We start from the raw sequence: 25806 nt of genomic DNA, 5'->3' as shown, positions 1-25806 counted from the left end.
TAAGTGCGGTCGCGGCTTCTATGAAGGGTGACTGTTACGATCAATAAGGAAACGCGCGTTGGCCACGGGCCCGGATACACCCCAAGCTTCGACGCACGTGATCGTGTTCGCCAACGAGAAGGGCGGCACGGGCAAGTCGACGACCGCGGTGCACGTCGCGATCGCGCTCGCCGCGAAGGGTGCGCGCGTCGCGTGTCTCGATCTGGATCACCGCCAGCGCACCGTCGGCCGCTATCTAGACAACCGCGCCGAGACGATGAGGCGCAACGGCTCGGTGCTGCCGATGCCGCGCCACGCGACGCTATCGGACCAGAGCGAGGACCAGTTCGAGGACATCTGGCACTCGCTGTGCGAAGGCTCGGACTTCCTCGTCGTCGACACGCCGGGCCGCGACGATCCCTTCGCGCGCACCGCCGCCGCGCTGTCGAACACGCTGGTCACGCCGATGAACGACAGCTTCGTCGACTTCGACCTGATCGGCCAGGTCGATCCTGAGACCTATCAGGTGACCCGCCCGAGCTTCTATTCCGAGCTGATCTGGGATGCGCGGAAGCAGCGCGCACGCGCCGACGGCACGACGATCGACTGGGTCGTGCTGCGCAACCGCCTCCAGCATATCGAGGCGCGCAACATGCGTCGTGTGTCGGACGCGCTCGCTCAACTGGCCAAGCGCGTCGGCTTCCGGATCATTCCGGGGCTCGGCGAGCGCGTCATCTACCGCGAGATGTTCCCCGCCGGGCTGACGATGATCGATGCGAAGGCGTTCGGCAGCATGGGCCTCGGCCACGTCGCCGCGCGCCAGGAACTGCGCGAGATGATGGCCGCGTTGCAGCTGCCGGACGTGGTCGCCGAGCGTGCACCGGACGTAGCTGCGTGAAGTGGATCGTCGCCGCGCTGTTTATCTGGGCGGCGTGGCATTACCTGCGTCCCAAGCCGAAGCAGCGCGTGGTGACGGATGAAGCGGAAGCGCGCTCGATCCTCGGCATCGACAGCAGCGCGAACGCCGACACGATCCGCAGCGCCCACCGCCGCCTGATCGCCTCGGTCCACCCCGACCGCGGCGGCTCGACCGACCTGACCCGCCGTGTGAACGCAGCGCGCGATCTGCTGCTGAAGCGGTCCTCCCGATAACACCCAACCGCCGTTCGTCCTGAGCGAAGTCGAAGGACATTGGCTCAAACCTGTCCTTCGACTTCGCTCAGGACGAACGGAAATCTGAAATGACCCACCAGTTCGACCCGACCTCGCTCCGCGAATACGACATCCGCGGGATCGTCGGCACAGCGCTCGGCCCCGCCGACGCCATCGCGATCGGCCGAGGCTTCGCCACCCGCATCCGCGCGGCGGGCGGCACCCGCGTCGCGGTCGGCTATGACGGCCGCAACTCCTCGCCCGAACTCGAAGCCGCGCTCGTCTCCGGCCTCGTCGCGGGCGGCGTCGACGTCGTCCGCATCGGCCTCAGCACCTCGCCGATGCTGTATTACGCGGAAGCGACGCTAGAGGTGGATGGCGGCATCCAGGTAACCGGCAGCCACAATCCCCCCGAATATAACGGCTTCAAGATGGTGCACGCGCACGCGCCATTTTTCGGCGACGACATCCAGGACTTGGCCGCGCTCGCCGCGTCGGGTGCGTGGAGCGAAGGCGCGGGCGAAGTGACGGAAGCCGACGTGCTGGACGCCTATGTCGGGCGGCTGATGGCGGGCTATGCCGGCGGCGCGTTCCGGATCGGCTGGGACACGGGGAACGGCGCCGCCGGCCCGGTGATCGAGAAGCTCGTGCAATTGCTGCCGGGTGAGCATCATGTGATCTTCGCCGAAGTCGACGGCAATTTTCCCAACCATCATCCCGATCCTACCGAAGAGTCGAACCTTGCCGATCTCAAACGCCTGGTCGCGGAGAAGAAGCTCGATTTTGGACTGGCCTTCGATGGCGATGGCGACCGGATCGGCGCGGTCGACGGGCTGGGCCGCATGATCTGGGGCGATCAGATTCTCTCCATATTGGTCGAACCTGCGCTTCGCGAGCACCCGGGCGCGCCGATCGTCGCCGACGTGAAATCTTCCCAAGCACTCTTCGACCGAATCACCGAACTGAGCGGCAAGCCGGTCATGGCCGCCACAGGCCACAGCCTGATGAAGACCGCGATGACCCGCACCGGCGCGCCGATCGGGGGAGAGTTGAGCGGGCACCTGTTCTTCGCGGGCGAATATTACGGCTTCGACGACGCGCACTATGCGGCGGTGCGGCTGATCCGCGCGGTGCATTTGTCAGGGCGTTCGCTGACCGAGTTGCGCGATGCGATGCCGGCGCTGGTGGCGACGCCGGACCTGCGCTTTCCGGTCGAGGATGTGCGCAAGTTCGTGGTGGTGGACGAGGTGATCGTTCGGTTGAAATCCGAAGGAGCGGAGATGGACCTCACGGATGGTGCGAGGGTAACGACCGCCAACGGGTGGTGGCTGCTGCGAGCCTCGAACACGCAGGCGATGCTGACGGTGCGGGCGGAGGCGAGGGACCCGGCGGCGCTTGATACGCTTTTGGCGGAGGTCGACGCGCAACTCGCGGCCAGCGGCGTAACGCGACGCTAACCGCGAGAATTGCACCACCCCGGCGAAGGCCGGGGCCCAGTTGGAAAGGTGGATATAACGAAGCGCTCCGCTCCGTTAGCAACATCCCCCAACTGGACCCCGGCCTCCGCCGGGGTGGTGCTGATGGAGAGGGCGCTCCCAGAATTAGACGAGCACCTCGCGGCGAGCAGCGCAGTGCCGCCCCCTCCCCCGTCATTCCCGCGGAGGCGGGAACCCAGACTGGCTGGCCTCGCAAGAGAATCGCAACCGTTCGGAGGATATGGATCCCCGCCTTCGCGGGGATGACGACTTGGCGAGCGGCGGCATTAAACGGGCGACAGCCACACATGATTGACACGCCACCGCCCCAGCCTACCGTCCCGCCACCATCCCAAGGAGTCCCCCCGTGGAGCGCCCAGTCGACGAATTCCGCTCCAGCACGCGCCGCTGGCTGCTTGGCAGCTTCGCCGGTTGGGGCACGCTGCTCACCTGTCTCGCCGGCGTGGGCTTCGTCATCATCGGCGTCCGCTGGCTCAAGAACCGCAGCGCCAGCTACGAAATCACCGATCAGCGCCTCATCATCAAGCGCGGCATCCTGTTCAAGACGATCGACGAGATCGAGCTCTACCGGATCAAGGACGTCCGCCTCGGCTATTCACTGCTCAACCAGATGACCGACATCGGCACGATCATCCTCACCTCGAGCGACCGCACGACCAGCGGCGGCGAGTTCACGCTCCGCGACATCCCGATGGCCCGCGACCGTCGCGAAGGCCTGCGCAAGCTCGTCGACCGCGCCCGCCAGCGCCGCGGCGTCCGCGAACTCGACGTGGATGACTCATACGCGCTGGATTAAGCGCGCTTTTGTCCCCACATGGCGGGCATGGCGCCCCCCTATCCCAAGCCCAAACCCCAGCCCCAGATGATCCGGGTCGTCGACCTCGAGACCACCGGCTCGGCCCCGCCCGCGCACGGCGTGTGCGAGATCGGCTGGCAGGACGTCGCGCTCGGCGAGGACGGACGCTGGGAGATCTACGGCGAAGGCGGCAGCCTGCTCGTCAATCCCGGTCGACTGATCCCGCCAGTGACTCAAGCGATCCACCACATCCTCGACGAGCATGTCGCCGACGCGCCGTATTGGCATGATTGTGCGCGCCAGGTGCTCGACCCGTGGCCGCGCCGGCTCGCACTCGCCGCGCACCGCGCCGATTTCGAGCAGAAATTCTGCACCCCCGCGCTCACCCGCGACGCAGAATGGATCTGCACCTGGAAATGCGCGCTACGACTCTGGCCCGACTCGCCGAGCTTCTCGAACCAGGTACTGCGCTATTGGCGCAAACCGCACGGCATGGAGCACGAGCGCGGCCTGCCCGCACATCGCGCATTCCCCGACGCCTACGTCACCGCGTTCCACCTGCGCGACATGCTTAACGAGGCGAGCTTCGCGCAGCTCGTCGAGTGGTCGCGCGACCCCGGCCTGATCCCGCGCGTCCGCTACGGTCCCGATCGCGGCAAGGAATGGTCCGAACTCGATCACGAGACGCTGATGGCGTTCATGACCGACCGCGATCCCGATATCCGCTTCACCGCCAACCATGAGATGGACCGGCGCAGCGGCGGCGGTCGCGTTGGCAAGGCGAGCGCGCAGGACCTGCTGCTCTAGATCAATATGGTCGTCTCTGCGGACGCGTCAGTATCGCTGGCGTAACGACCTCCGCCCGCCTACACCCCAGCCCCTATGGTCCGCGTACGCTTGAAATTACCGTCGTCGGAAGGGCGGGTCGCACGGTGGCTGGTCGCGTTCATGACGCTCGGCTTCATCGCGCTGGCCGCTGCCGCGATCGCGATCGGCTGGATCACCGTCCGCAACCGCACCTACACCGCCGAGATCCTGCACACGCAGGACGTTCGCCAGGCGGTCGCCACGCTCCAGATCCAGATGGAGCAATCCGAGACCGCGCGGCGCGGCTACATCCTCGCCGGCAAGCCGCTGTTCGCCACCGCCTATGCGCGGACCGCGGGCAATCTCGTCCCGTCAATCCGCAAGCTGCGCCATCTGACGCATGACAACCCCAACCAGATCGCGCGCCTCGCACTGATCGAGCCGCGCTTCGTCCAGTTGCGCGCGCTCCGGACGCAATCGATGACCCTGGTCGCCTCGGGCCGGATCGCCGAGGCGCAGCGCCGGTTCGCGGTCGATGCCAGCGTGCCGCTGATGCGCGGCATCCGCTACCGTCTCCAGGCGATGGCCGCCGACGAAGTCCGCCTGCTCGCGATCCGCACCGAGCGGCAGGAACGCACCAGCGCGCTGTTCCTCTCGGTCGCAGGGCTCGCCGCGGCGCTGCTGTTGGTCGTCGCGATCCTCGCGGTCCTGCTGATCCGCCGCTACACCGCCGACCTCGCCGCGTCGCGCGACAGCCTGCGTACCCTCAACGAGACGCTCGAGGAGCAGGTCGTGGAACGCACCGCCGATCTCAGCCGCGCGAACGAGGAGATCCAGCGCTTCGCCTACATCGTCAGCCACGATTTGCGCTCGCCCTTGGTCAACGTGATGGGCTTCACCGCCGAACTCGCGACCGCTGCGGGGCCGCTCGCCGAACTCGTCGACCGCGCCGAGGCCGAGGCGCCGCACATCCTGACGGAAGACGCGCGGCTGGCGGCGCGCGAGGACCTGCCCGAGGCGATCGGCTTCATCCGCACCTCGACGCAGAAGATGGACCGGCTGATCAACGCCATCCTCAAGCTTGCGCGCGAAGGTCGCCGGACGATCGCGCCCGAGCATATCGACCCCGCGCAACTGGTCGACACGATCGTCGGTGCGATGCAACACATCGTCGACGATCGCGGCGCCGTGGTCCGCGTCGAGCGGCCGATGCCGGGAATCGTCACCGATCGCCTCGCGCTCGAGCAGATCCTGTCGAACCTGATCGAGAACGCGACCAAATATCTGAAGCCCGGCCGCCCCGGCGAGATCACGGTCAAGGGCCATACCGAACGCGGGCGCGTGATCCTGTCGGTGGTCGACAATGGCCGCGGCATCGATCCGCGTGATCACCAGCGCGTGTTCGACCTGTTCCGCCGCTCGGGCGCGCAGGACCAGCCGGGCGAAGGCATCGGACTCGCGCATGTCCGCGCACTCGCCTATCGTCTGGGCGGCACGATCGACGTACAATCGACGCTTGGCGACGGCGCGACCTTCCGGCTCAACCTGCCGACCCACATGACCATCCAGGACGCAGCATGAACGATCACAAGACCGTCGGTATCGTGATGATCGAGGATGACGAGGGTCATGCCCGCCTCATCGAGAAGAACATCCGCCGCGCCGGAATCCTGAACGATATCCGCCACTTCACCGACGGCACCACCGCGCTCGACTTCCTGTTCAACGCCGCCGATGGCCCCGCGAAGAGCGGCCCGGCGATGATCCTGCTCGACTTGAACCTGCCCGACATGAGCGGCACCGACATCCTCGCGCGGATCAAAGCGGAGGGCAGCCCGCTCAAGCGCACGCCGGTCGTCGTGCTCACCACCACCGACGACAAGGTCGAGATCGAGCGCTGCTACGACCTCGGCTGCAACGTCTACATCACCAAGCCGGTGAACTATGAGAGTTTCGCACAGGCGATCCGCCAGCTCGGGCTGTTCCTGTCGGTGATCCAGGTTCCCGAAGCCGAGTGAGCGAAACGCGCGTCCTCTACATCGACGACGACGCCGGGATCCGGCGGCTGGCAGCGCGTGCGCTCGAACGCCGCGGCTACCGGATGACGGTCGCCGAAACGGGGGCCGAGGGCGTCGTGAAGGCCGCCGCGGAACGCTTCGACCTGATCGCGGTCGACCATTACATGCCTGGCATGGACGGCCTCGAAACATTGGAAGCGCTCCGCCGCCTGCCCGATCCGCCCCCCGTGGTGTACGTCACCGGCTCCGAGGAGGGCCGCATCGCGGTCGCCGCGTTGAAGGCGGGTGCCGCCGATTACGTCGTGAAGACGGTCGGCGACGATTTCTTCGACCTGCTCGCAGCCTCGTTCGAACAGGTGCGCGCCCGGGCGTTGCTCGAACAGGAAAAGGCGTCCGCCGAGGCCGATCTCCGCGCCAGCAATGCACGGCTCGAGGCGCTGCTCGGCGAGGTCAACCACCGCGTCGCCAACTCGCTGCAACTCGTTTCGGCGATGGTCCGCCTCCAGGCAACCGCGCTCACCGATCCGTCCGCACGCGAGGCGCTGGAGGATACGCAACGCCGCATCCAGGCGATCGCGCAGGTCCACCGCCGGCTTTATACCAGCAACGACGTCGAGAGCGTCGACATGCAGGAATATCTCGGCGCGCTGGTCGACGAACTCGCCGAGACCTGGTCGACCGAAGCGCTCCCCCGCGCCTTGAGCCTCGCCGCCGAACCGATCCGCCTGCCCACCGACCGCGCCGTGTCGCTCGGCGTGATCGTCACCGAACTCGTCACCAACGCGTGCAAATACGCCTATCCCAACAGCGGCGGCGAAGTCCGCGTGGCGCTGCGCCGGATCGACGACGACGTCTTCCTGCTCGCGGTCGAGGACGATGGCTGCGGCATCCCCGAAGACGCCGTCCCGCGCGGCACCGGTCTCGGCACGAAGCTGATCCGCGCGATGGCACAAAGCCTGCAAACGATCGTCGAATACGACCCGACCCACACCGGCGTCCGCGCCACCCTCCGCGCGGCGGTACGGTAGCTTTCTAATCCTCCCCCGCCAGGGGGAGGTGGCGCCGTAGGCGGCGGAGGGGGAGGCACACGCAACAAGGGTTTTCCCTTACCTCCCCCTCCGTCTGGCAAGTGCCAGCCACCTCCCCCGCCAGGGGGAGGATCGTTCAGATCGCGCGCACCGCCGCCAGGATCATCCGCCCGGTCAATCGCGCCGTCTCATCCTCCGACAACCGCGGCCGCGACAGCGTACGGTGGCCCAGCCCGAACATGAAGGCGAGGATCAGCTCCTCCGCGCCCTCCAGTTCGTTCTCCTGCAAATCCGGATTGGCGACGCAGGCGAGTTCGCGGATCATCCGCCGGAAATCGCGGCAAAGGTCGGCGATCGTATCGGCGACGTCGGCGTTGCGGTGCGCCTCCGCCATGATCTCGAACGACAGCGCCTCGTCACCCTTCGACAGGGCACGTCGGGCGAGTTCGACGAACCCTTCCTCGATCGAGAATCGTTCCGATTTGACCGAGTCGTTCATCGTCTGCAGCTCGGCCATCTTGGCGGCAGCATCTTCCATCACGATCGCCTGGATCACCGCATTCTTGCCGGTGAAAAGGCGATAGATCTGGCCGACGGAAACGCCCGCCGCCACCGCCAGTTCGGACATCGGAGTCTGGTGAAACCCTTGGGTCGCAAACAGATGACGGGCCGCGGCTACGATACGTTCCCGGCTCCCCATCTCATGCTGCACTGCACTCAAAATCATATTCCCGATGCGTTTTTTGGTTGACCCGCCGCTCGCACGATCATAGCGGGCAAAGCAAGCGGAATGAACGTTCATTCCGGTAAAACTCATCTGCACGACGTCGGGATGCTTAACATGCAGCAATTGAACCTCAGGGGAACGGTGGCTCTGGCCGCGCTGGCGCTGATGACCGCGTGCAGCAAGGAGCAGGTTCCGCCGCCGCCGCCCACGCCGACCGTCGGCGTCGTCACCGTCGCCGAGGAATCGGTCGTCCTCACGTCCGAGCTTCCCGGCCGTATCGCCGCGGTGGAGACCTCCGAGGTCCGTCCGCAGGTCAGCGGCGTGGTTCGCGATCGCCTGTTCACCGAGGGTGCGATGGTCAGCAAGGGCCAGGTCCTCTACGCGATCGAGGACGCCCCCTATCGCGCGGCGCTCGCCAGCGCGCAGGGCCAGCTCGGCGCAGCCCAGTCGCAGATCAACGCGACCCGCCTCCAGGCGCAGCGCTACGGCCAGCTCGTGCAGCTGAACGCGGTCAGCAAGCAGGAGGCGGACAACGCCACCGCGTCCGCGCAGCAGGCTCGCGCGAATGTTGCAGCACAGCAGGCGGCGGTCCAGTCGGCCCGCGTCAACCTCGGTTTCACGCGGATCAAGGCACCGATCTCGGGCCGCATCGGCCGGTCGCTCGTCACCGTCGGCGCGCTGGTCCAGATGGGCCAGACCGATCCGCTCGCGACGATCCAGCGCACCAACACCGTGTATGTCGACGTCGTCCAGTCGGCAGCGCAGCTGCTCGATCTCAAGCAGGCGATGGCGACCGGCGGCGTGACCCGCGGCGACGGCAGCGCGCGTGTCCAGTTGATCCTTCCGAACGGCAGCACCTATCCGATCGAGGGTCGCCTGCAATTCTCCGAAGTCACGGTCGACCAGACCACCGGCGCGGTGACGCTGCGCGCGAGCTTCCCGAACCCCAACGGCCTGTTGCTGCCCGGCATGTACGTCCGCGCCAAGCTGGTCGAAGGCACGCGCGCACAGGCGATCATGGCGCCGACCGCGGGCATCACGCGCGATCCGCGCGGCGGTGCGACCGCTCTGGTCGTCAACGCACAGAACAAGGTCGAGCAGCGCACCGTCACCACCGATCGCGTGATCGGCGACAAATGGATCATCACCAGCGGCCTGAAGCCCGGCGACAAGCTGATCGTCGAGGGTCTGCTCAATCTGCGCCCCGGCTCGACCGTCAAGCCCGCCGCCCCGCAGCAGGTCGCCAAGCCAGCGGGCGGTTCGCCCGGAGGCGGTGACCCCGCAGCCGGCAACACGTCCGCGCAGGCCAATTCCGCCGCGCAGGGGAAGTAACCGCCCATGTCACGCTATTTCATCGATCGACCCATCTTCGCATGGGTCATCGCCATCATCCTGATGCTGGCGGGTATCCTCGCGATCCGGTCGCTGCCGATCGCGCAGTTCCCTGAGATCGCCGCGCCCAAGGTGACGGTCGCGACGTCCTATCCGGGCGCCGACGCACAGACGCTCGAGAACACGACGACGCAGATCATCGAGCAGCAGATGAAGGGGATCGACAACCTTCGCTACTTCGCCTCGACCTCGGACGGCTCGGGCAACCTCGCGATCACGCTCACCTTCGAGCAGGGCACTGATCCCGACATCGCGCAGGTCCAGGTGCAGAACAAGCTGCAACAGGCGACGCCGCTCTTGCCGCAGGAAGTGCAGCAGGCCGGTCTTCGCGTGACCAAGGCGACCGCCAACTTCCTGCTCATCATCGCCGCCTATTCGGAAAACGGCGACCACGACCAGGTCGATCTCGGCGACATGATCGCCTCGAAGCTCCAGGATCCGCTCAGCCGCATCAAGGGCGTCGGCGACACGCAGGTGTTCGGCGCGCAATATTCGATGCGGATCTGGGTCGACCCCTTCAAGATGTCGAACCTCGGCGTCACCGTCACCGACATCACGTCTGCGCTGACCGCTCAGAACGCCCAGGTCTCGGCGGGTCAGGTCGGCAGTCTCCCGGCGGTGAAGGGTCAGTCGCTCAACGCGACCGTGACCGCACAGTCGCGCCTCCAGACGCCAGAGCAGTTCCGCGCGATCATCGTCCGCTCGGCGACCAGCGGCGCGACCGTGCGCCTGTCGGACGTCGCCCGCGTCGAGATGGGCTCGGAGAACTACAGCTTCCAGGCGCGCTATAATGGCAAGCAGGCGGCAGGCTTCGGCGTGAAGCTGGCACCGGGTGCGAACGCGCTCGATACCGTCAAGCTGGTCAAGGCCGAGGTCAACCGGATCGCCAAGCAATTCCCGCCCGACGTCAAGGTCGCGTTCCCGATCGACAACTCGACGTTCGTGCGGCTGTCGGTCGAGCAGGTCATCCACACGCTGATCGAGGCGATCGTCCTCGTCTTCCTCGTGATGTTCCTGTTCCTCCAGAACTTCCGCGCCACGCTGATCCCGACGATCGCTGTCCCGGTCGTGTTGCTCGGCTCGCTCGCCGTGCTCCAGGTCGCGGGGTTCACGATCAACACGCTGACGCTGTTTGGCATGGTGCTGGCGATCGGCCTGCTCGTCGATGACGCGATCGTCGTCGTCGAGAACGTCGAGCGCTTGATTCAAGAGGAGGGCCTCTCCCCGAAGGAAGCCGCCAAGAAGTCGATGGACGAGATCAGCGGCGCGCTGGTCGGCATCGGCCTGGTGCTGTCGGCAGTGTTCCTGCCGATGGCGTTCTTCAGCGGCTCGACCGGCGTGATCTTCCGTCAGTTCTCGATCACCATCGTCTCGTCGATGGCGCTCTCGGTGCTGGTCGCGTTGATCCTGACGCCCGCGCTCTGCGCGACGATCCTGAAGCCCGCCAAGGAAGGTCACGGCGAGAAGAAGGGCTTCTTCGGCTGGTTCAACCGCACCTTCGACAAGGGCGTGGGCAAGTACGGCAACGGCCTGCGCCGCGTCGAGAAGGGCTGGGTCCGCACGATGCTGGTCTATGCCGTGATCGTCGCCGGGATGGCCTTCATCTTCCTGCGCCTGCCGTCGGGCTTCCTTCCCGAGGAAGATCAGGGCGTGATGTTCGCGCAGGTCTCGATGCCGTCGGGCACGCCGATGGAGGAGACCGCCCGGACGATGGACAAGGTCCGCGATCACTTCCTGATCGACGAGAAGGCGAACACCGCGGGTATCTTCACGATCAGCGGCTTCGGCTTCGTCGGCCAGGGCCAGAATGTCGGCATCGCCTTCATCCAGCTCAAGCCCTGGGAAGATCGTAGCGGCAAGGAGAACGGCGTCGCGGCTGTTGCGCAGCGTGCCAACCAGGCCCTCGCCGGCGTCCGTGCTGGCATGGTGATCGGCTTCGTGCCGCCCGCCGTGCAGGAACTCGGCAACGCCAACGGCTTCGATTTCATGCTGAAGGACAATGCCGGCGTCGGTCACGAGAAACTGCTCGAAGCCCGTAACATGCTGCTCGGCATGGCCAGCCAGGACAAGCGCCTGATGCAGGTCCGTCCCAACGGCCTGGAGGATGCGCCACAGCTGAAACTGAACGTCGACCAAGCGCAGGCGGGGGCACTCGGCCTCAGCCAGGCGGACATCAACACCACCGTCAGCACCGCGTTCGGTGGCGCGTACATCAACGACTTCATCGACCGCGGTCGCGTGAAGAAGGTGTTCGTGCAGGCCGACGCGCCGTTCCGGACGACGCCCGCCGATCTCGGCAACTTCTACGTCCGCGGCACGACCAGCAACGCGATGGCGCCGTTCTCGTCCTTCTCGACGACGAGCTGGAACTACGGCCCGTCACGCCTCGAACGCTACAATGGCGTAGCCTCGTTCGAGATCATGGGCTCGCCGGCGCCGGGCGTCAGCAGCGGTACCGCGATCAAGGCGATGGAGGAGATGGCGGCCAAGCTGCCCCCCGGCATCGGCTATGAATGGACCGGCCTCAGCTACGAGGAGAACCTGTCGGGTGGCCAGTCGACCACGGTCTATGCGCTGTCGCTGCTAATCGTGTTCCTCTGCCTCGCGGCGTTGTATGAGAGCTGGTCGATCCCGATCGCCGTCCTGCTGGTGGTGCCGCTCGGCGTCCTCGGCGCGGTCGGCGCGGCGATGATCTTCGGGCTCAACAACGACATCTACCTCCAGGTCGGGCTGATCACGACGATCGGCGTGGCGGCGAAGAACGCGATCCTGATCGTGGAATTTGCCGAGGAGAAGATGGGCGACGGGATGAACGCGGCCGATGCCGCGGTCGAGGCGGCCAAGCTTCGCCTTCGCCCGATCCTGATGACGTCGTTCGCGTTCATCTTCGGCGTGTTGCCGCTCGCATTGTCGAGCGGTGCCGGCGCCGGTGGCCAGAACGCGATCGGCTGGGCGGTGGTCGGCGGCATGCTGTCCGCGACCGTCCTCGCGATCTTCTTCGTGCCGCTGTTCTTCCTGCTCGTGAAGCGCGTCTTCAAGCAGGACAAGGCCGGCTCGGGGCAGGACCGCGACCAGGTGCCCGACCACGACGGCAACCGTGACGACAACCGTGACGGCGGCCATCCGCCCCACGACCAGCGGCCGCAGGAGGCCTGATCCAGATGTTCTCTCGCAAAACCGCCCTTACCTTCGCCGCCGGGCTCACGCTCGCCGGGTGCAACCTCGCCCCTAAATACGTCCGCCCCGAGCTTCCCGTGGCGCCGAGCGGACCGACTGGCCCCGCTTATGCGGCCGGCAACGCCGCGAACGCGATCGTCCCGGCGGACACCGCATGGGAGGCGTTCTTCACGGACGATCGCCTGCGCGGCGTGATCCGCCTCGCGCTCGACAATAACCGCGACGTCCGCATCGCGGTCGCCAATGTCGCGCAGGCCCGCGCGCAATACCGCGTCCAGCGCGCGGACCTGTTCCCGACGCTCGGCGCGACCGGCAGCGCGACCTACCAGAAGTCGCCGTTCAACGCGGTCGGCGGCGGTGGCGTCGGCGGCGGCACGGGCGGCGGTGGCACAGGTGGTGGCGTTGGCGGCGGCGTTGGCGGCGGAACCGGAGCAGGCGCGGTGGCCGGCAGCGGCCGGGTCGACATCTATTCGGCCAATGTCGGCGTCTCGGCTTGGGAGATCGATCTCTTCGGCCGCATCCGCAACCTGACGCAGGCACAGCAGGAAGCGTATTTCGCAGCGGAGGAAAACCGCAACGCAGCCCAGGTGTCGCTGATCTCGGAAACCGCAACCGCGTGGCTGACGATGGCCGCGGACCAGGATCGCCTGAAGATCGCGCAGGATACCGAGCGCGCGTTCGGCCAGACGCTGAAGCTCACGCAGGACCGTTTCCGGATCGGCATCGCCTCCGAACTCGAAGTGCGTCAGGCGCGCACCACCTATGATCAGGCGCGCTCGGACATTGCCGACGCGACCACGCTGATCGCGCAGGACCAGAACGCGCTCAACCTGCTCGCCGGGACGACCGTGACGCCGGAGCTGCTCCCCGCGCGGATGCCGGACAAGACGCCGACGCTGGAGAATCTGCCAGCCAACCTGTCGTCGGAGGTGCTGTTGCGCCGTCCGGACGTCGCCGCGGCCGAGCACAATTTGATTGCCGCCAACGCGAACATCGGCGCGGCGCGCGCGGCATTCTTCCCGAACATCTCGCTGACCGCAGCGTTCGGCACGCTCAGCCTCGGCCTGTCGAACCTGTTCGGCAACGGCAGCCAGCAATGGTCGGTCGCGCCGACGATTACGCAGCCGATCTTCGATTTCGGCCGCAACAAGGGCAATCTGCAATACGCCAAGGCAACGCGCGACGCGATGCTGGCCACGTACGAGAAGAGCATCCAGACCGGCTTCCGCGAAGTCGCCGACGCGCTTGCACGTCGCGGCACGATCAACAGCCAGCTGGAGGCGCAGACGTCGCTGCGCGACAACGCGGCGGGCGCGTACAATCTGTCGCAGCTCCGCTTCCGCGCCGGGATCGACCCGTTCCTCAACACGCTCGATTCGCAGCGCGCGCTCTACACCGCGCAACAAAGCCTGCTCGCGACACGCCTCGTCCGCGACAGCAACGCGGTCGAACTCTACCGTTCGCTCGGCGGCGGTCTGAAGTAAACTAATCCTCCCCCGCCAGGGGGAGGTGGCTGGCGCTTGCCAGTCGGAGGGGGAGGACACGCAACAGCGGTTCCCCTTCCCTCCCCCTCCGTCACCTGCGGCGACACCTCCCCCTGGCGGGGGAGGATCGAAAGGCGCGCTAGTTCGCCGGCTCGGACAACGGCGCGAACCGCGCAACCTGCCGCCCGACCAGCCGCAACTGCTCGAGCACCGCAGGATCGCTCGCCCCGCCCTCGTCGTCGAACTTCGTCACCTGCGTATTGATCGCGGCGGCAAACGGCGTCGGCCATCCGCGCAACGCATGGACGATCGAGCGCAACGCCGCGATCGTGCTCCCCGTCGCCTGCCAACCATAGGCCGTCGCGATCAGCCCGACCGGCATGTCCGCCAGATACGGGCGTTCGGGATCGCGCGCGGTTTCCTCCAGCAGGTCGAGCGCGTTTTTCACCACGCCTGAAATGCTCCCGTGATAGCCCGGGCTTGCGATGATCACCGCCGAGGCCTCGCGCACCGCAGCGACGAACGCCTGTTCGTCGGGCGTCCGCGTCGTCGCCTTTGGATCGTACAGCGGCAGGCGCGCCATGTCGGCACCGCCGAACATCTGCGTGCGATACCCCTGCTTCTCGACCGCATCGAGCGCGATCCGCAGCGCACGCTCGGTCGACGAGACGCCGCCGATCGTGCCTCCGATGCCGACCACGAGCGGCAGAACGGCGGGAATAGTTTCGGAAGCGGTCACGATATCACCCTGTTCGAACGTCATCGCCCTGCTCTTCCCCGTTTCGCCGCGCGATGACAACAGGGCTTCGACCGGTTCTCGCCCCGCGGGCACTGCAAGCGCTGTCGCTAAGCCCCGGTACACGTTAGGCATGCGCATAGACTTGCCCGAGCTGTCATAGAACGATAACACACTAAAAGTCCGCCCGTTGGCCGACCTGGAACGATCCGATGCGCCCCGATCCCTTCGACCCCGACCGTTCCAGCTCTAGCGGCGATCGCGAGCCCTATGCCTATGAGCGCGAGCGGCTGATCACCGAGCGCGAGCGCCTGCGTCAGAAATACGAAGCCGAGCGGGACAGCGACGATTCGCAACCCTATGGTCGCGACTTCGGCGCGGCCTACGCACCCCCCAGCGCGCCACGACGCAAGCGCCCGATCGGTCGCTGGATCCTGCGCGGAGCGGGGATCGGCATCGTCCTGCTGGTGATCGCGATCATCTGGCTTGCGATCACCGCGCCGCTGTCGAAGTCGCTCCAGCCGCCAACCCCGCCCTCGATCACGCTGACCGCGGACGACGGCACGCCGATCGCGCGGCGCGGCGCGATCATCGGCAAGTCGGTCGATGCCTCGAAGCTCCCGCCGCACGTCACGCAGGCGTTCCTCGCGATCGAGGACCGGCGCTTCTATTCGCACTGGGGCGTCGATCCGCGCGGGATCGCGCGCGCCGCATGGGCGAACATGGGCTCAGGCGGCGTGCGCCAGGGCGGCTCGACGATCACGCAGCAGCTCGCGAAGAACGCGTTCCTCGATTCGGACCGCACCGCGACGCGGAAAATCCGCGAGGCGATGATCGCGTTCTGGCTCGAGGCATGGCTGTCGAAGAACGAGATCCTCTCGCGCTATCTCTCCAACGTCTATTTCGGCGACAACACCTACGGGATCAGCGCGGCCGCCAAGCATTATTTCGGCCGCACGCCCGACAAGCTCAACGTCGGCCAGGCGGCGATGCTCGCTGGCCTCGTCAAGGCACCGTCGCGTCTCGCCCCCACCTCCAACCTCGAAGGCGCGCGCAAGCGGGAGGCCGTCGTGGTCGGCGCGATGGTCGACGCGGGCTTCCTCACCAAGGCGGAGGGCGACGCGGTCCAGCCACAGCGCGTGCTCGGCAGCCGCCCGTCGCAGCTCCCCAACGGCACTTATTTCGCCGACTGGATCCTCCCCGAAGCGCGCGATCAGGCGGGCGAGATCAAGACCGAGGCGACCGTCCAGACCACGCTCGATCCGCGCCTGCAACGCGCCGCCGAACGCACCGTCGCGCGCGCAGGTCTGCGGCAGGCGCAGGTCGCGCTCGTCGCAATGCGTCCCGATGGCCGCGTCGTCGCGATGATCGGCGGCAAGAACTACGCGAAAAGCCCGTTCAACCGCGCCACGCAGGCCCGCCGCCAGCCCGGCTCGACCTTCAAGCTGTTCGTCTACCTCGCCGCGATGCGCCAGGGCCTCACTCCCGATTCGACGATCGAGGACCGCCCGGTGACGATCGGCGACTGGACGCCGAAGAACAGCGACGGCCGCTATCAGGGGACGATCACGCTGCGCCAGGCGTTCGCGCGCTCGTCCAACGTTGCCGCCGCGCGGCTCACGCAACAGATCGGCGTCAAAGCGGTGATCAAGGCGGCGCGCGACCTCGGCATCTCGACGCCGATCCCCAGCGAGGCGACGATCGGCCTCGGCACCTCGACCGTGTCGCTGCTCGAACTGACCGCCGCATATGCCGCGGTCGCGCGCGAGCAATATCCGGTCCAGCCGCGCGGACTCGCCGATGTCCGCGAGAAGGGCTGGTACCAGTCGCTGACCGGCGGCGCGACCGAGATGCCGAGCAAGATCCACGACGAGATGCTCGATCTGCTGGCGGCCTCGATCCGCACCGGCACCGGGCGCGGCGCGAACCTGACGGTCGACGCGTTCGGCAAGACCGGCACGACGTCGGACAACAAGGACGCGCTGTTCGTCGGCTTCGCGCGCGATCTGGTGGTCGGCGTGTGGGTCGGCAACGACGACAATTCGTCGAACCCCGGCCTGTCGGGCGGCGGCATCCCCGCGCGCATCTGGCGCGACTTCATGCAGAGCGCGCTGGGCATCGCCCCGATCGCTGCACCGGCTCCGGCGGTGGAGGAAGTCGATCCTGACGCACTGCCGGCGGAAGACCAGGAGAATTCCATTCTGCCGTTGGGCGGGGAGATCGAAGGAATGGGCTTCAACCTGAAGATGGGCGAGGACGGCACCATCTCGGTCGGCCCCTCCCGCCGCGACCACCAGGAAGGCCCGCCCCCCCGCGACGATCGCCGGCCGCCGGAGGAAGAGCCGGGACCTGACGAGGGGCAGTAGGACTTCGCCCGTAAGACAGCTTGTTTCCCCGCGAAGGCGGGGACCCAGACTGGGCTCCCGCCTTCGCGGGAGAACAAGAAAGCGGTCGCCAACGTCCGAGCAGCGACACCCCCGTTGACGCCACCACCGCATCGCAGCATGTCTCCCCCATGCGCTTCTTCTCCGACAACGCCGCCAGGATCCACCCGCAGGTCATGGCCGCGATCGCCGCCGCCGACACGCTCGACACCGCCTATGCCGGCGACGCGTGGAGCCAGCAGCTCGACGGCCGCCTGTCCGCGCTGTTCGAGACCGACGTCGCCGTCCTCTGGGTCCCCACCGGCACCGCCGCCAACTGCCTCGCGCTCGCAGCACTCTGCCCGCCACACGGCGGCATCGTCTGCCACCGCGACGCGCACATCCAGAACGACGAGGGCGGCGCGCCCGAATTCTACACGCACGGCGCCAAGCTGTTCCTCGCCGACGGCGAGGCTGCAAAGGTCACCCCCGACACCATCCGCACCGTCCTCGACGCGATCCCCGACGACGTCCACCGCGTCCAGCCGCACGCGATCTCGATCACCAACGCCACCGAATATGGCCGCGTCTACCAGCCGCACGAATTGGCGGGAATTGGTGCGCTGGCGAAGGAGCGCGGGCTCGGCTTCCACATGGACGGCGCACGCTTCGCCAACGCGATGGCACGCGTCGGCTGCTCGCCCGCCGAGATGACGTGGCGCGCCGGCGTCGACGCGCTGAGCTTCGGCTTCGTCAAGAACGGCGCGATGAGCGCGGAGGCGCTGGTCTTCTTCAAGCCCGACCTCGCCGCCGTCACGCAATACCGCCGCAAGCGCGCTGGGCTATTGTTGTCGAAGGGGCGGTATCTCGCCGCGCAGATCCTCGCGATGCTCGACGACGACCTCTGGCTCGCCAACGCCAAGGCCGCCAACGACGCCGCCGCGCGTCTCGCGGACGCCGCAACAGGCCGTCTGGTCCACCCGGTCGAAGCCAACGAAGTCTTCCTCCGCGCCACCCCCGAAGAAGCCGCAGCCCTCCGTGCAAAAGGCTTCGACTTCTACGACTGGGCAGCCGGCGAGATTCGCCTCGTTACCGCGTGGGACAGCCCGGCGGACGCGGTCGGCCTGCTCGCCGACGCGATCCGGGAATTATGACCCCCGGTCCAACCGACCCACCACAGTCTACGCGGGCCGCGGTGCTGATCCCGTTCGGCATCGTCACGCTGATCTGGGGCTCGACCTGGCTCGTCATCCGTGACCAGATCGCGGTGGTGCCGCCGAGCTGGTCGATCAGCTACCGCTTCCTCGTCGCCGGCATCGCGATGGCGATCTACGCCAGCATCAAGCGTGAGAGCTTCAAGTTCGACGCCCGCGGCTACGCGTTCGCGGCGGTGATCGGCATCGCGCTGTTCACGTTCAACTTCAACTTCGTCTATCGCGCCGAGCATTACGTCACCTCCGGGCTCGTCGCAGTCGTGTTCGCACTCCTGCTCGTCCCCAACGCGATCTTCGGCCGCATCTTCCTAAAGCAACGCCTCGGACGACAGCTGATGGTCGGTTGCGCGGTGGCGATGGCGGGGGTCGCCCTGCTGTTCGTCAACGAAGCGCGGGTCGATCCGCACGGGCCGCGCTCGGCGACGATCGGCATCGTCCTGACGCTGTGCGGCGTGATGGCCGCGTCGGTCGCCAACGTCATCCAGGGCAGCGCGTTCGCCAAGCGCTATCCGATGGCGCCGACGCTCGCGATGGCGATGCTGATCGGCGCGTGCCTCGATGCGGCGTTCGCCTGGATCACCACCGGGCCGCCGGTGTTCGAGCCGCGCTTCGGCTATGTCGCGGGCATCCTCTATCTCGGCGTGTTCGCGTCGGCGCTCGCCTTTCCGCTGTATTTCAACGTCATCCGCGCGATCGGCCCGGCCAAGGCTGCCTATTCGGGTGTCATCGTGCCGGTGATCGCGATGCTGCTATCGACGATCTTCGAGCGCTATCACTGGTCGACGCTGGCCGTCGCCGGCGCGATCCTGTCGGGCATCGGACTAGTCATCGCACTCAGCGCACGCAGACCGGCGCGGTAGTCGGGCCAGGCGGGCGTCCAGCCGAGCACCCGCTTGGCCTTGCCGTTCGCGACCCGCCGGTTCTCGTTATAAAATCCGCGCCCCATCGCCGAGAGCTCCTCGAGCGTCACGAACGGCGGCGCAGGCATCCCGAGCAACATCGCCGCGAACGCCACCACGTCGTTCTGCGACGCGGGCATGTCGTCCGCGAGGTTGTACGCCCCCGCCGGTGCATCGAACCCGGCGATCACCCCCGAGACGATGTCGTCGACATGCGCGCGGCTGAACACCTGGCCGGGTTGCTCGATCCGGTGCGCCTTGCCCTGCCGCACCCGGTCGAGCGGCGAGCGACCGGGGCCATAGATCCCTGGCAACCGGAACGTCCGCGCGCCAATGGCCAGCCAGTCCGCATCCGCCGCCGCCCGCGCGCTCCGACGACCGCCACCGATCGGCGCCGTCTCGTCGACCCACGCACCCTGCGCATCGCCGTACACACCCGTCGACGACAGATACCCGATCCAAGCCCGCGTCCGCAGCAACAGCGAACCGTAGCGCCCGAGCACGGGGTCCGCCTCATGCTCGGGCGGCACCGACGACAGGATATGCGTCGCCGCCGCGATCTCCGCTGTCACCGCATCCGTATCGTCGAACCGGAGCGTACCATCGCGCCCATCCCGCGTCGTGCCGACGACATGCCAGCCCTCGCCGGCCAGCCGCTCGGCCATCCGCCCCGCAGTGTAGCCCAGCCCGAAGATAAGCAGTCGGCTCATTTCGTCGTCCCGGTCGTTGCCATCGGTCCCTTATACAGCGTCCCAAAGTAATCGCCCGTGTTCCACACCGGCCGCTGCGCCCCGTCGGCGATCTCGCGCGCGATCCGGTAGTTCGCATCGACGAACCGCACGCCCTGGTCCCAAAGGATCGGCTGCGTCAGATCGTCCGACGGCTTGTGATAATTATTCGCCATGAAATACGCGACCGCCGCCTTGCCCGGCCCCTTCTGGCCCGGCCACAGGAACACCGACGGAATCCCCTTCTGGACGAAGCGGAAGTGATCCGACCGGACGAAGATGCCCTCCTCCGGCATCGGATCGGGCGACAGGCCGACGCCGATCGCCGCCACCGCCTTCTGCACGATCGGGCCTATGGTCGAGCGCTCGGCACCGAACACCACCATGTCCTCGAACTTGTAGGTCAGGATCGGCATGTCGAGGTTCACGTCCGCGACGATCGAGGTCAGCGGCACGGTCGGGTGGTTGGTGAAGTAATCGCTGCCGACCAGCCCCTTCTCCTCGCCGGTGACGGCCAGGAACATGATCGTGCGCTTGGGCGCCTGCCCGCTGGCCGTGAAGCGCTTGGCCTCCTCGATCAGGCTGGCGATGCCGATCGCGTTGTCGAGCGCACCGTTGTTGAGCGCGTCGCCCTTCACTGGCTTGGTGATGCCGATGTGATCGAGATGCGCCGACAGCACGACGACCTCCTTGCCGACCACCGGATCGCTACCCGGGATCATCCCGACGACGTTGCTGCTCGCGCCGGGCACGAAGCTCGTCTTCGTCGCGACCGTCAGCGTACCTACCAGCGGCACCGCCTTGAACTTGGCGTTGTCGCCTGCCGCCTGCTTGGCGATCCGGCTCCAAGACGTCTTCGCACCAGCGAACAGCTTGGCCGCACCGACCATGCTGACCGTCCCGAGCGACGGCGCGCCGGGCGCATCGACCTTGCCAGTGCCGTCGGGGTTCGCCCACGTCATCCGCGGCGTCGCATAGGAGTCCGCCAGCTTGGCGAAGGTCCGCACCTTGGCCGAGCGCGGGCTTTCCAGCGTGATCACGCCGACTGCGCCCTTGGCCTGCGCGATCGCAGCCTTGGTCCCGCCCGAGCCGAAGAACGCGCGCTCCTCGCCGCCGAACCGCGCGGGCGAGCCGCCGAAATAGGCGACGATCTTGCCGCGGACGTCGACGCCTTTGTAGTCGTCCTCGCCATATTGCGGCGCGTCGATGCCGTAGCCGACGAACACGACGGGCGCCGAAACGCTGGTCTCCGCCTTCGCGCCGTTCGCGGCGGGCACATAATCCTCTCCGAAAACGAGCGGCTGCGCAGGCCCGCGCCCCGTCCAGACGAAATCGCCCTTGCTCGCCGCCTTGTACGACACCAGCGGCACGGTCTGGAGATACCCGCCCTGGTCGCCACCGGGACGAAGCCCCGCGGCGTAGAATTGCGCGGCGACATATTGCGCGGCGATGTCGAACTCGGGGCTGCCGGCCTCGCGACCCTTCATCGCATCCGACGCGAGAAACAGCACGTGCGCCTTCATCGCCGCCTGATCCGCCGGCAGCGGCGCGGCAAGTTTCGCGTTCAACTCGGCCGTATTCGGCGCGGTCACCGGAGCCGGCGCGGGGGCAGCTTGGGGCGCAGTCTGTGCAAGGGCAGAGGTAGAAAGCGCGAGCACCGCGAGCGCGCCGATAGGACGATACATCCGGAAATCCTTGCAAAGGGAACGTGTTGCAGCGGCGTAGCATCCACCGTCACCCGCGCAAGCTTTGGCTGGCGATAGGCGGGCGCGGCCCTATATTCGCAAACATATGCTCGATATCCAGAACAGTCTCGCCCACCCGCTCGTCATTCGCCGCGAGGACTATACCCCGCCCGAGTGGCTGGCCCCCGAGACGAAACTGGATTTCGACCTCGATCCCTCCACCACTCGCGTAACGGCAACGCTGTCGGTCACGCGCAACGGCGATCATGACGCACCGCTTCGGCTCGACGGCGCGGGCCAGAAGCCGCTCTCGGTCACGGTCGACGGCATGGCGATCAACGACTGGCGGATCGACGGCGAACAGCTCGTCATCCCGCTCACCGGCGCCGCGCACGTCGTCGAGACTCAGGTCGAGATCGCTCCCGATCGCAACACGCAGCTGATGGGGCTCTATGCCTCGGGCGGGAATCTCTGCACGCAGTGCGAGGCGGAAGGCTTCCGCCGCATCACCTATTTCCCCGACCGCCCCGACGTGCTCAGCGTCTATTCGGTTCGCATGACCGCGGACAGGAAGCACTTCCCCGTGCTGCTCGCGAACGGCGATCCCGTCGCGCAGGGCGATCTCGACGATGGCCGCCACTGGGCGACCTGGTACGATCCCTTCCCGAAACCCTCCTACCTGTTCGCGCTGGTCGCCGGCGACCTCGCGGTGAACCGCAGCAGCTTCACGACGATGTCGGGGCGCGAGGTGTCGCTCGGCATCTGGGTGCGCGAAGCCGACCTGCCCAAGACCGATCACGCGTTGAAGGCGCTCGAACTCGCGATGGCGTGGGACGAGACGACCTATGGCCGCGAATACGACCTGGACGTGTTCAACATCGTCGCGGTCGACGATTTCAACTTCGGCGCGATGGAGAACAAGGGGCTCAACATCTTCAACTCGCGCTACATCCTGGCCGACCCGGATACCGCGACCGATTACGACTACGACGCGATCGCCGCGGTCGTCGCGCACGAATATTTCCACAACTGGTCGGGCAACCGGATCACCTGCCGCGACTGGTTCCAGCTGTCGCTGAAGGAAGGCTTTACGGTCTATCGCGACCAAGGCTTCTCCGCCGACCAGGGTTCGCGTGCGGTCAAGCGGATCGAGGACGTCCGCGGCCTGCGCGCGTCGCAATTCCCCGAGGATTCCGGCCCGCTCGCGCACCCCGTGCGGCCTGAATCCTACCAGGAGATCTCCAACTTCTACACCGCGACGATCTACAACAAGGGCGCCGAGCTGATCCGGATGATGGCCGCGATCCTCGGACCGAAGGGCTTCCGCGCCGGTACGGACCTGTATTTCGACCGGTACGACGGCACGGCCGCGACCTGCGAGGATTTCGTGACGTCGATGGAGGAAGGCGGCAAGGTCGACCTCACCCAGTTCCGCCTCTGGTATTCGCAGGCGGGCACCCCGCGCGTCTCGGCAAGCCTATCGCATGAGGGAGACCGCGCGACATTGCGGCTAGCGCAGCAGGTCCCCGCGACGCCCGGCCAGCCGGTGAAGTCGCCGATGGTGCTACCGTTGCGGGTGAAGTTGTTCGGCGCGGACTCGGGTGCGGCGTTGACCGGCGAGCGCCTCGTCCTGTTCGACGACACGCTCGACACGATCGAATTCGAAGGCCTGGCCGAACGCCCGGTGCTGTCGATCAACCGCGGCTTCTCCGCCCCGGTGGTGGTCGAGAGCGATCGCACGGCCGCCGACCTTGCTTTCCTCAGCGCACACGACGACGATCCGTTCGCGCGCTACGAGGCGATGCAGCAGTTGATGCTCGATACGCTGGTCGCGTCGGCGGGCGGGCATGCGGATCATGAGGCCGTGATCGCCGCGGTCGCGAACACGCTCGCCAATCCCGATCTCGATCTGGCGTTCGTCGCGGAGGCGGTGTTGCTGCCGTCGGAGAGCTTCATCGGCGACCAGATGGCTGTCGTCGATCCCGACGCGATCTTCCGCGCGCGCGAAGCGCTGCGCCGCGATCTCGGCACGCGGCTGGAAGCGCAATGGCGCCAAGCTTACGCGCGGGGTGAGGGCCAGCCCTACGCCTATACGCCGGAGGGCAAGGGCCTGCGTCGCCTGCGAACCGTCGCACTCCGCTATATAGCGGCGAGCGGCGCGGCGGATGCGGCGGACCTCGCCTTCGCGCAGTTCGATTCGGCGGACAACATGACCGACCGGATGGGTGCGCTGACGACGCTGGTCAGCAGCGAGTCCGAGATCCGCACCACCACGCTCGACATCTTCTACAGCCAATATTGCGACAACCCGCTGGTGCTCGACAAGTGGTTCCAGGCACAGGCGCAGTCGTCGCGCGACGATACCGGCGCGATCGTCGCGGGGCTGGCCGACCATGCCGACTTCACGCTGACCAACCCCAACCGCGCGCGATCGCTGATCGGTGCGTTCGGCGCGAACCAGCGGGCGTTCAACACTGCCGACGGCAGTGGATACCGGTTCCTGGCGGACCAACTGATCGCGCTCGACCGGTTGAACCCACAGACCGCGGCGAAACTCCTGCCGCCGCTCGGCCGCTGGCGCCGGTTCGATTCGGGGCGCGCCGGGCTGATGCGCGCGGAACTGGAGCGGATCGTGCGGACGCCGGGGCTGTCGAAGGATTTATTCGAGCAGGCGTCCAAGAGCCTCGAAGGGTGAACGGGTCGCCTGAGGTAACTAGAAGGTGCGTAACCCACCCACGCCCGTCATTCCCGCGGAGGCGGGAACCCATAATGGCTGACACTCCTCGTATCCATTGACCGTTCGGTCTCTGGATCCCCGCCTGCGCGGGGATGACGGCATTGGGGGATGCAGCCCATCTCCCCAATGCTCGCTAGCGCCGATCCAAGAAGAACTCGCGCAGGATTCCCGCGGCCTCGGTTTCCGCAATCCCCGCATAAATCTCGGGCCGATGATGACACGTCGGCTGGCCGAAGAACCGCGGTCCATGCTCGACCGCGCCGCCCTTCGCATCCGCCGCCCCATAATAGAGCCGCGCGATCCGGGCATGCGCGATCGCCCCGGCACACATCGCACACGGCTCCAGCGTCACCCAAAGATCGCACCCCTCGAGCCTGTCGCTGCCCAGAACCAAAGCAGCAGCGCGAATCGCCTGGATCTCGGCATGCGCAGTCGGATCGCACAACGCACGCGGCGCATTCGCCCCCACAGCGATAATCACGCCGTCCTTAACGACAACGGCGCCGACCGGGACTTCCCCAGCCAGCGCCGCATCGCGTGCCGCGTCGAGCGCGCGGCGCATAGGGTCGGGAACGGGGAACATGGCCTCAGGCCCTGCCCCGCCGCCCGCCCCACGTAAATACCCGCGTAAAGATCAGTTCGGCGCCTGGCTGTTGCCCGGCTTCTCGACGTTGATCGTCGGCACCGCCACGGTCTTGTTCTCGGTGCCGAGCGTGACCTTAGCGACGTCGGCCTGGAACTTCGGCGCCTGAACGACGCCCTGGCGGGTCTGGTCGATGTTGATGATCCCGAAATACATCAGGCCGACCACGACGAGCACGATGATCGCGACGAGAGACAAGAGCGTACGCATGGGACATCCCCTTTTATTGAACAGTTCGATAGCGTAACAACGTCGTCGATCGCCGTGGGTTGCACAATGCCCATTGCGGACAACCGCAGGCACGTTCGACGTGAATCGGTTGACGAAAGCCGGCGTGCCAGCTATCCGCGCGCCTTTCCGGGGTTCCTCCCGACACTTGAATAGGTAATCACATGTCGCGCATATGCGAACTGACCGGCAAGGGCCGGATGGTCGGGAACAACGTCTCCCACGCCAACAACAAGACCAAGCGCACGTTCCTCCCGAACCTGCAGAACGTCACGCTGCTCTCCGATTCGCTCGAGAAGGGCGTCAAGCTGCGCGTCTCGACGCACGGCCTGCGTACCGTCGAGCACAACGGTGGCCTCGACAACTGGCTGGTGAAGGTCTCGGACGACAAGCTGTCGCTCCGCGTTCGTCGCCTGAAGCGCGAAGTCGTCAAGAAGATCGCAGCATCGGCCGTCGCCGCCTAACAGCGACGCCGTAATGCGATCACCGCGGCCCGCCCTGCATCTAGCAGGGCGGG

At 66.9% G+C, this 25806-nt stretch carries 22 protein-coding genes; 16 read left to right on the top strand and 6 right to left on the bottom strand.

The genetic code is table 11. The annotated features are described in order from the left end of the window. Positions 1-58: 58 nt before the first annotated feature. The 8 genes from IFR23_RS18560 (at position 59) to IFR23_RS18525 (ending at position 7276) form a co-directional block, all read left to right on the top strand. Positions 59-877: a division plane positioning ATPase MipZ gene (locus tag IFR23_RS18560; RefSeq protein ID WP_192977129.1), complete on the top strand. Its 819-nt coding sequence runs from the start codon at positions 59-61 to the stop codon at positions 875-877. Then, positions 874-1131, top strand: coding sequence for a DnaJ domain-containing protein (locus tag IFR23_RS18555; protein ID WP_192977128.1), 258 nt, complete (start codon positions 874-876; stop codon positions 1129-1131). The genes IFR23_RS18560 and IFR23_RS18555 overlap by 4 nt, the downstream gene beginning before the upstream one ends. Before the next feature lie 89 nt (positions 1132-1220). Then, on the top strand, positions 1221-2588 hold the full coding sequence (pgmG, locus tag IFR23_RS18550) for a phosphoglucomutase/phosphomannomutase PgmG (protein ID WP_192977127.1): 1368 nt from the start codon (positions 1221-1223) through the stop codon (positions 2586-2588). Positions 2589-2973: 385 nt separating this feature from the next. Next, positions 2974-3423: a PH domain-containing protein gene (locus IFR23_RS18545; RefSeq protein WP_060525972.1), complete on the top strand. Its 450-nt coding sequence runs from the start codon at positions 2974-2976 to the stop codon at positions 3421-3423. Between the two features lie 27 nt (positions 3424-3450). Continuing rightward, a complete protein-coding gene (locus IFR23_RS18540; RefSeq protein WP_107964229.1) occupies positions 3451-4230 on the top strand; it encodes an exonuclease domain-containing protein in 780 nt (259 codons plus the stop codon). Positions 4231-4320: 90 nt separating this feature from the next. Continuing rightward, complete coding sequence (locus tag IFR23_RS18535) at positions 4321-5811, top strand: sensor histidine kinase (protein ID WP_342345008.1); 1491 nt, start codon at positions 4321-4323, stop codon at positions 5809-5811. Next, a complete protein-coding gene (locus IFR23_RS18530; protein WP_056053360.1) occupies positions 5808-6248 on the top strand; it encodes a response regulator in 441 nt (146 codons plus the stop codon). Before IFR23_RS18535 ends, IFR23_RS18530 begins: the two co-directional genes overlap by 4 nt. Next, complete coding sequence (locus IFR23_RS18525; protein WP_192977125.1) at positions 6245-7276, top strand: histidine kinase dimerization/phosphoacceptor domain -containing protein; 1032 nt, start codon at positions 6245-6247, stop codon at positions 7274-7276. The genes IFR23_RS18530 and IFR23_RS18525 overlap by 4 nt, the downstream gene beginning before the upstream one ends. A gap of 136 nt (positions 7277-7412) precedes the next feature. Here the strand turns inward: IFR23_RS18525 and IFR23_RS18520 are convergent, their stop codons facing one another. Then, positions 7413-7904, bottom strand: coding sequence for a TetR family transcriptional regulator (locus IFR23_RS18520; RefSeq protein ID WP_244647347.1), 492 nt, complete (start codon positions 7902-7904; stop codon positions 7413-7415). A 213-nt stretch (positions 7905-8117) separates the two neighbouring features. On the opposite strand from IFR23_RS18520, the gene IFR23_RS18515 reads away from it, so the two are divergent. From IFR23_RS18515 to IFR23_RS18505, 3 genes are read left to right on the top strand one after another with little or no spacing between them, the layout of a single operon-like run. Then, positions 8118-9335 carry an efflux RND transporter periplasmic adaptor subunit gene (locus tag IFR23_RS18515; protein ID WP_192977124.1) on the top strand — a complete coding sequence of 406 codons (1218 nt, stop codon included), beginning with the start codon at positions 8118-8120 and terminating at the stop codon, positions 9333-9335. Positions 9336-9341: 6 nt separating this feature from the next. Continuing rightward, positions 9342-12551, top strand: a complete 3210-nt coding sequence (locus IFR23_RS18510) for an efflux RND transporter permease subunit (protein ID WP_192977123.1) — start codon at positions 9342-9344, stop codon at positions 12549-12551. Between the two features lie 5 nt (positions 12552-12556). Next, positions 12557-14056, top strand: coding sequence for an efflux transporter outer membrane subunit (locus tag IFR23_RS18505; protein ID WP_192977122.1), 1500 nt, complete (start codon positions 12557-12559; stop codon positions 14054-14056). A 139-nt stretch (positions 14057-14195) separates the two neighbouring features. Here IFR23_RS18505 and IFR23_RS18500 read toward each other — a convergent pair whose 3' ends face one another. Then, positions 14196-14819 carry an NADPH-dependent FMN reductase gene (locus IFR23_RS18500; RefSeq protein WP_192977121.1) on the bottom strand — a complete coding sequence of 208 codons (624 nt, stop codon included), beginning with the start codon at positions 14817-14819 and terminating at the stop codon, positions 14196-14198. 185 nt (positions 14820-15004) lie between these two features. Here IFR23_RS18500 and IFR23_RS18495 point away from each other — a divergent pair, with 185 nt between their 5' ends. From IFR23_RS18495 to IFR23_RS18485, 3 genes are all read left to right on the top strand, one after another. Further along, positions 15005-17158 carry a transglycosylase domain-containing protein gene (locus IFR23_RS18495; protein WP_192977120.1) on the top strand — a complete coding sequence of 718 codons (2154 nt, stop codon included), beginning with the start codon at positions 15005-15007 and terminating at the stop codon, positions 17156-17158. 149 nt (positions 17159-17307) lie between these two features. Beyond that, positions 17308-18309 carry a threonine aldolase family protein gene (locus tag IFR23_RS18490; protein ID WP_192977119.1) on the top strand — a complete coding sequence of 334 codons (1002 nt, stop codon included), beginning with the start codon at positions 17308-17310 and terminating at the stop codon, positions 18307-18309. Continuing rightward, positions 18306-19229: a DMT family transporter gene (locus tag IFR23_RS18485; protein ID WP_192977118.1), complete on the top strand. Its 924-nt coding sequence runs from the start codon at positions 18306-18308 to the stop codon at positions 19227-19229. Before IFR23_RS18490 ends, IFR23_RS18485 begins: the two co-directional genes overlap by 4 nt. On the opposite strand, the gene IFR23_RS18480 is transcribed toward IFR23_RS18485, so the two are convergent. Both IFR23_RS18480 and IFR23_RS18475 read right to left on the bottom strand, forming a co-directional pair. Further along, positions 19142-19978 carry an NAD(P)-dependent oxidoreductase gene (locus IFR23_RS18480; protein WP_192977117.1) on the bottom strand — a complete coding sequence of 279 codons (837 nt, stop codon included), beginning with the start codon at positions 19976-19978 and terminating at the stop codon, positions 19142-19144. The two genes, IFR23_RS18485 and IFR23_RS18480, sit on opposite strands and share 88 nt — an antisense overlap. Then, positions 19975-21681 (bottom strand): M28 family metallopeptidase, encoded by a 1707-nt coding sequence (locus IFR23_RS18475; RefSeq protein ID WP_192977116.1) that lies wholly within the window; start codon positions 21679-21681, stop codon positions 19975-19977. The genes IFR23_RS18480 and IFR23_RS18475 overlap by 4 nt, the downstream gene beginning before the upstream one ends. Positions 21682-21787: 106 nt before the next feature. Between IFR23_RS18475 and pepN the strand changes: the two genes are divergently transcribed. Then, positions 21788-24376: an aminopeptidase N gene (gene pepN / locus IFR23_RS18470; protein WP_192977115.1), complete on the top strand. Its 2589-nt coding sequence runs from the start codon at positions 21788-21790 to the stop codon at positions 24374-24376. Between the two features lie 175 nt (positions 24377-24551). Here the strand turns inward: pepN and IFR23_RS18465 are convergent, their stop codons facing one another. Together IFR23_RS18465 and IFR23_RS18460 are read right to left on the bottom strand one after the other, a co-directional pair. Further along, on the bottom strand, positions 24552-24980 hold the full coding sequence (locus IFR23_RS18465) for a nucleoside deaminase (RefSeq protein WP_192977167.1): 429 nt from the start codon (positions 24978-24980) through the stop codon (positions 24552-24554). A gap of 72 nt (positions 24981-25052) precedes the next feature. Then, positions 25053-25271 (bottom strand): hypothetical protein, encoded by a 219-nt coding sequence (locus tag IFR23_RS18460; protein WP_107964197.1) that lies wholly within the window; start codon positions 25269-25271, stop codon positions 25053-25055. A gap of 182 nt (positions 25272-25453) precedes the next feature. On the opposite strand from IFR23_RS18460, the gene rpmB reads away from it, so the two are divergent. Beyond that, complete coding sequence (rpmB, locus tag IFR23_RS18455; RefSeq protein ID WP_056053386.1) at positions 25454-25753, top strand: 50S ribosomal protein L28; 300 nt, start codon at positions 25454-25456, stop codon at positions 25751-25753. Positions 25754-25806 lie beyond the last annotated feature (53 nt).

Origin of the sequence: Sphingomonas sp. CFBP 13603 (assembly GCF_014892665.1) — a bacterium.
GTDB lineage: Bacteria > Pseudomonadota > Alphaproteobacteria > Sphingomonadales > Sphingomonadaceae > Sphingomonas.
The sequence above is the reverse complement of the archived record's forward strand: the minus strand, read 5'-3'. Positions and strand labels throughout refer to the sequence as shown.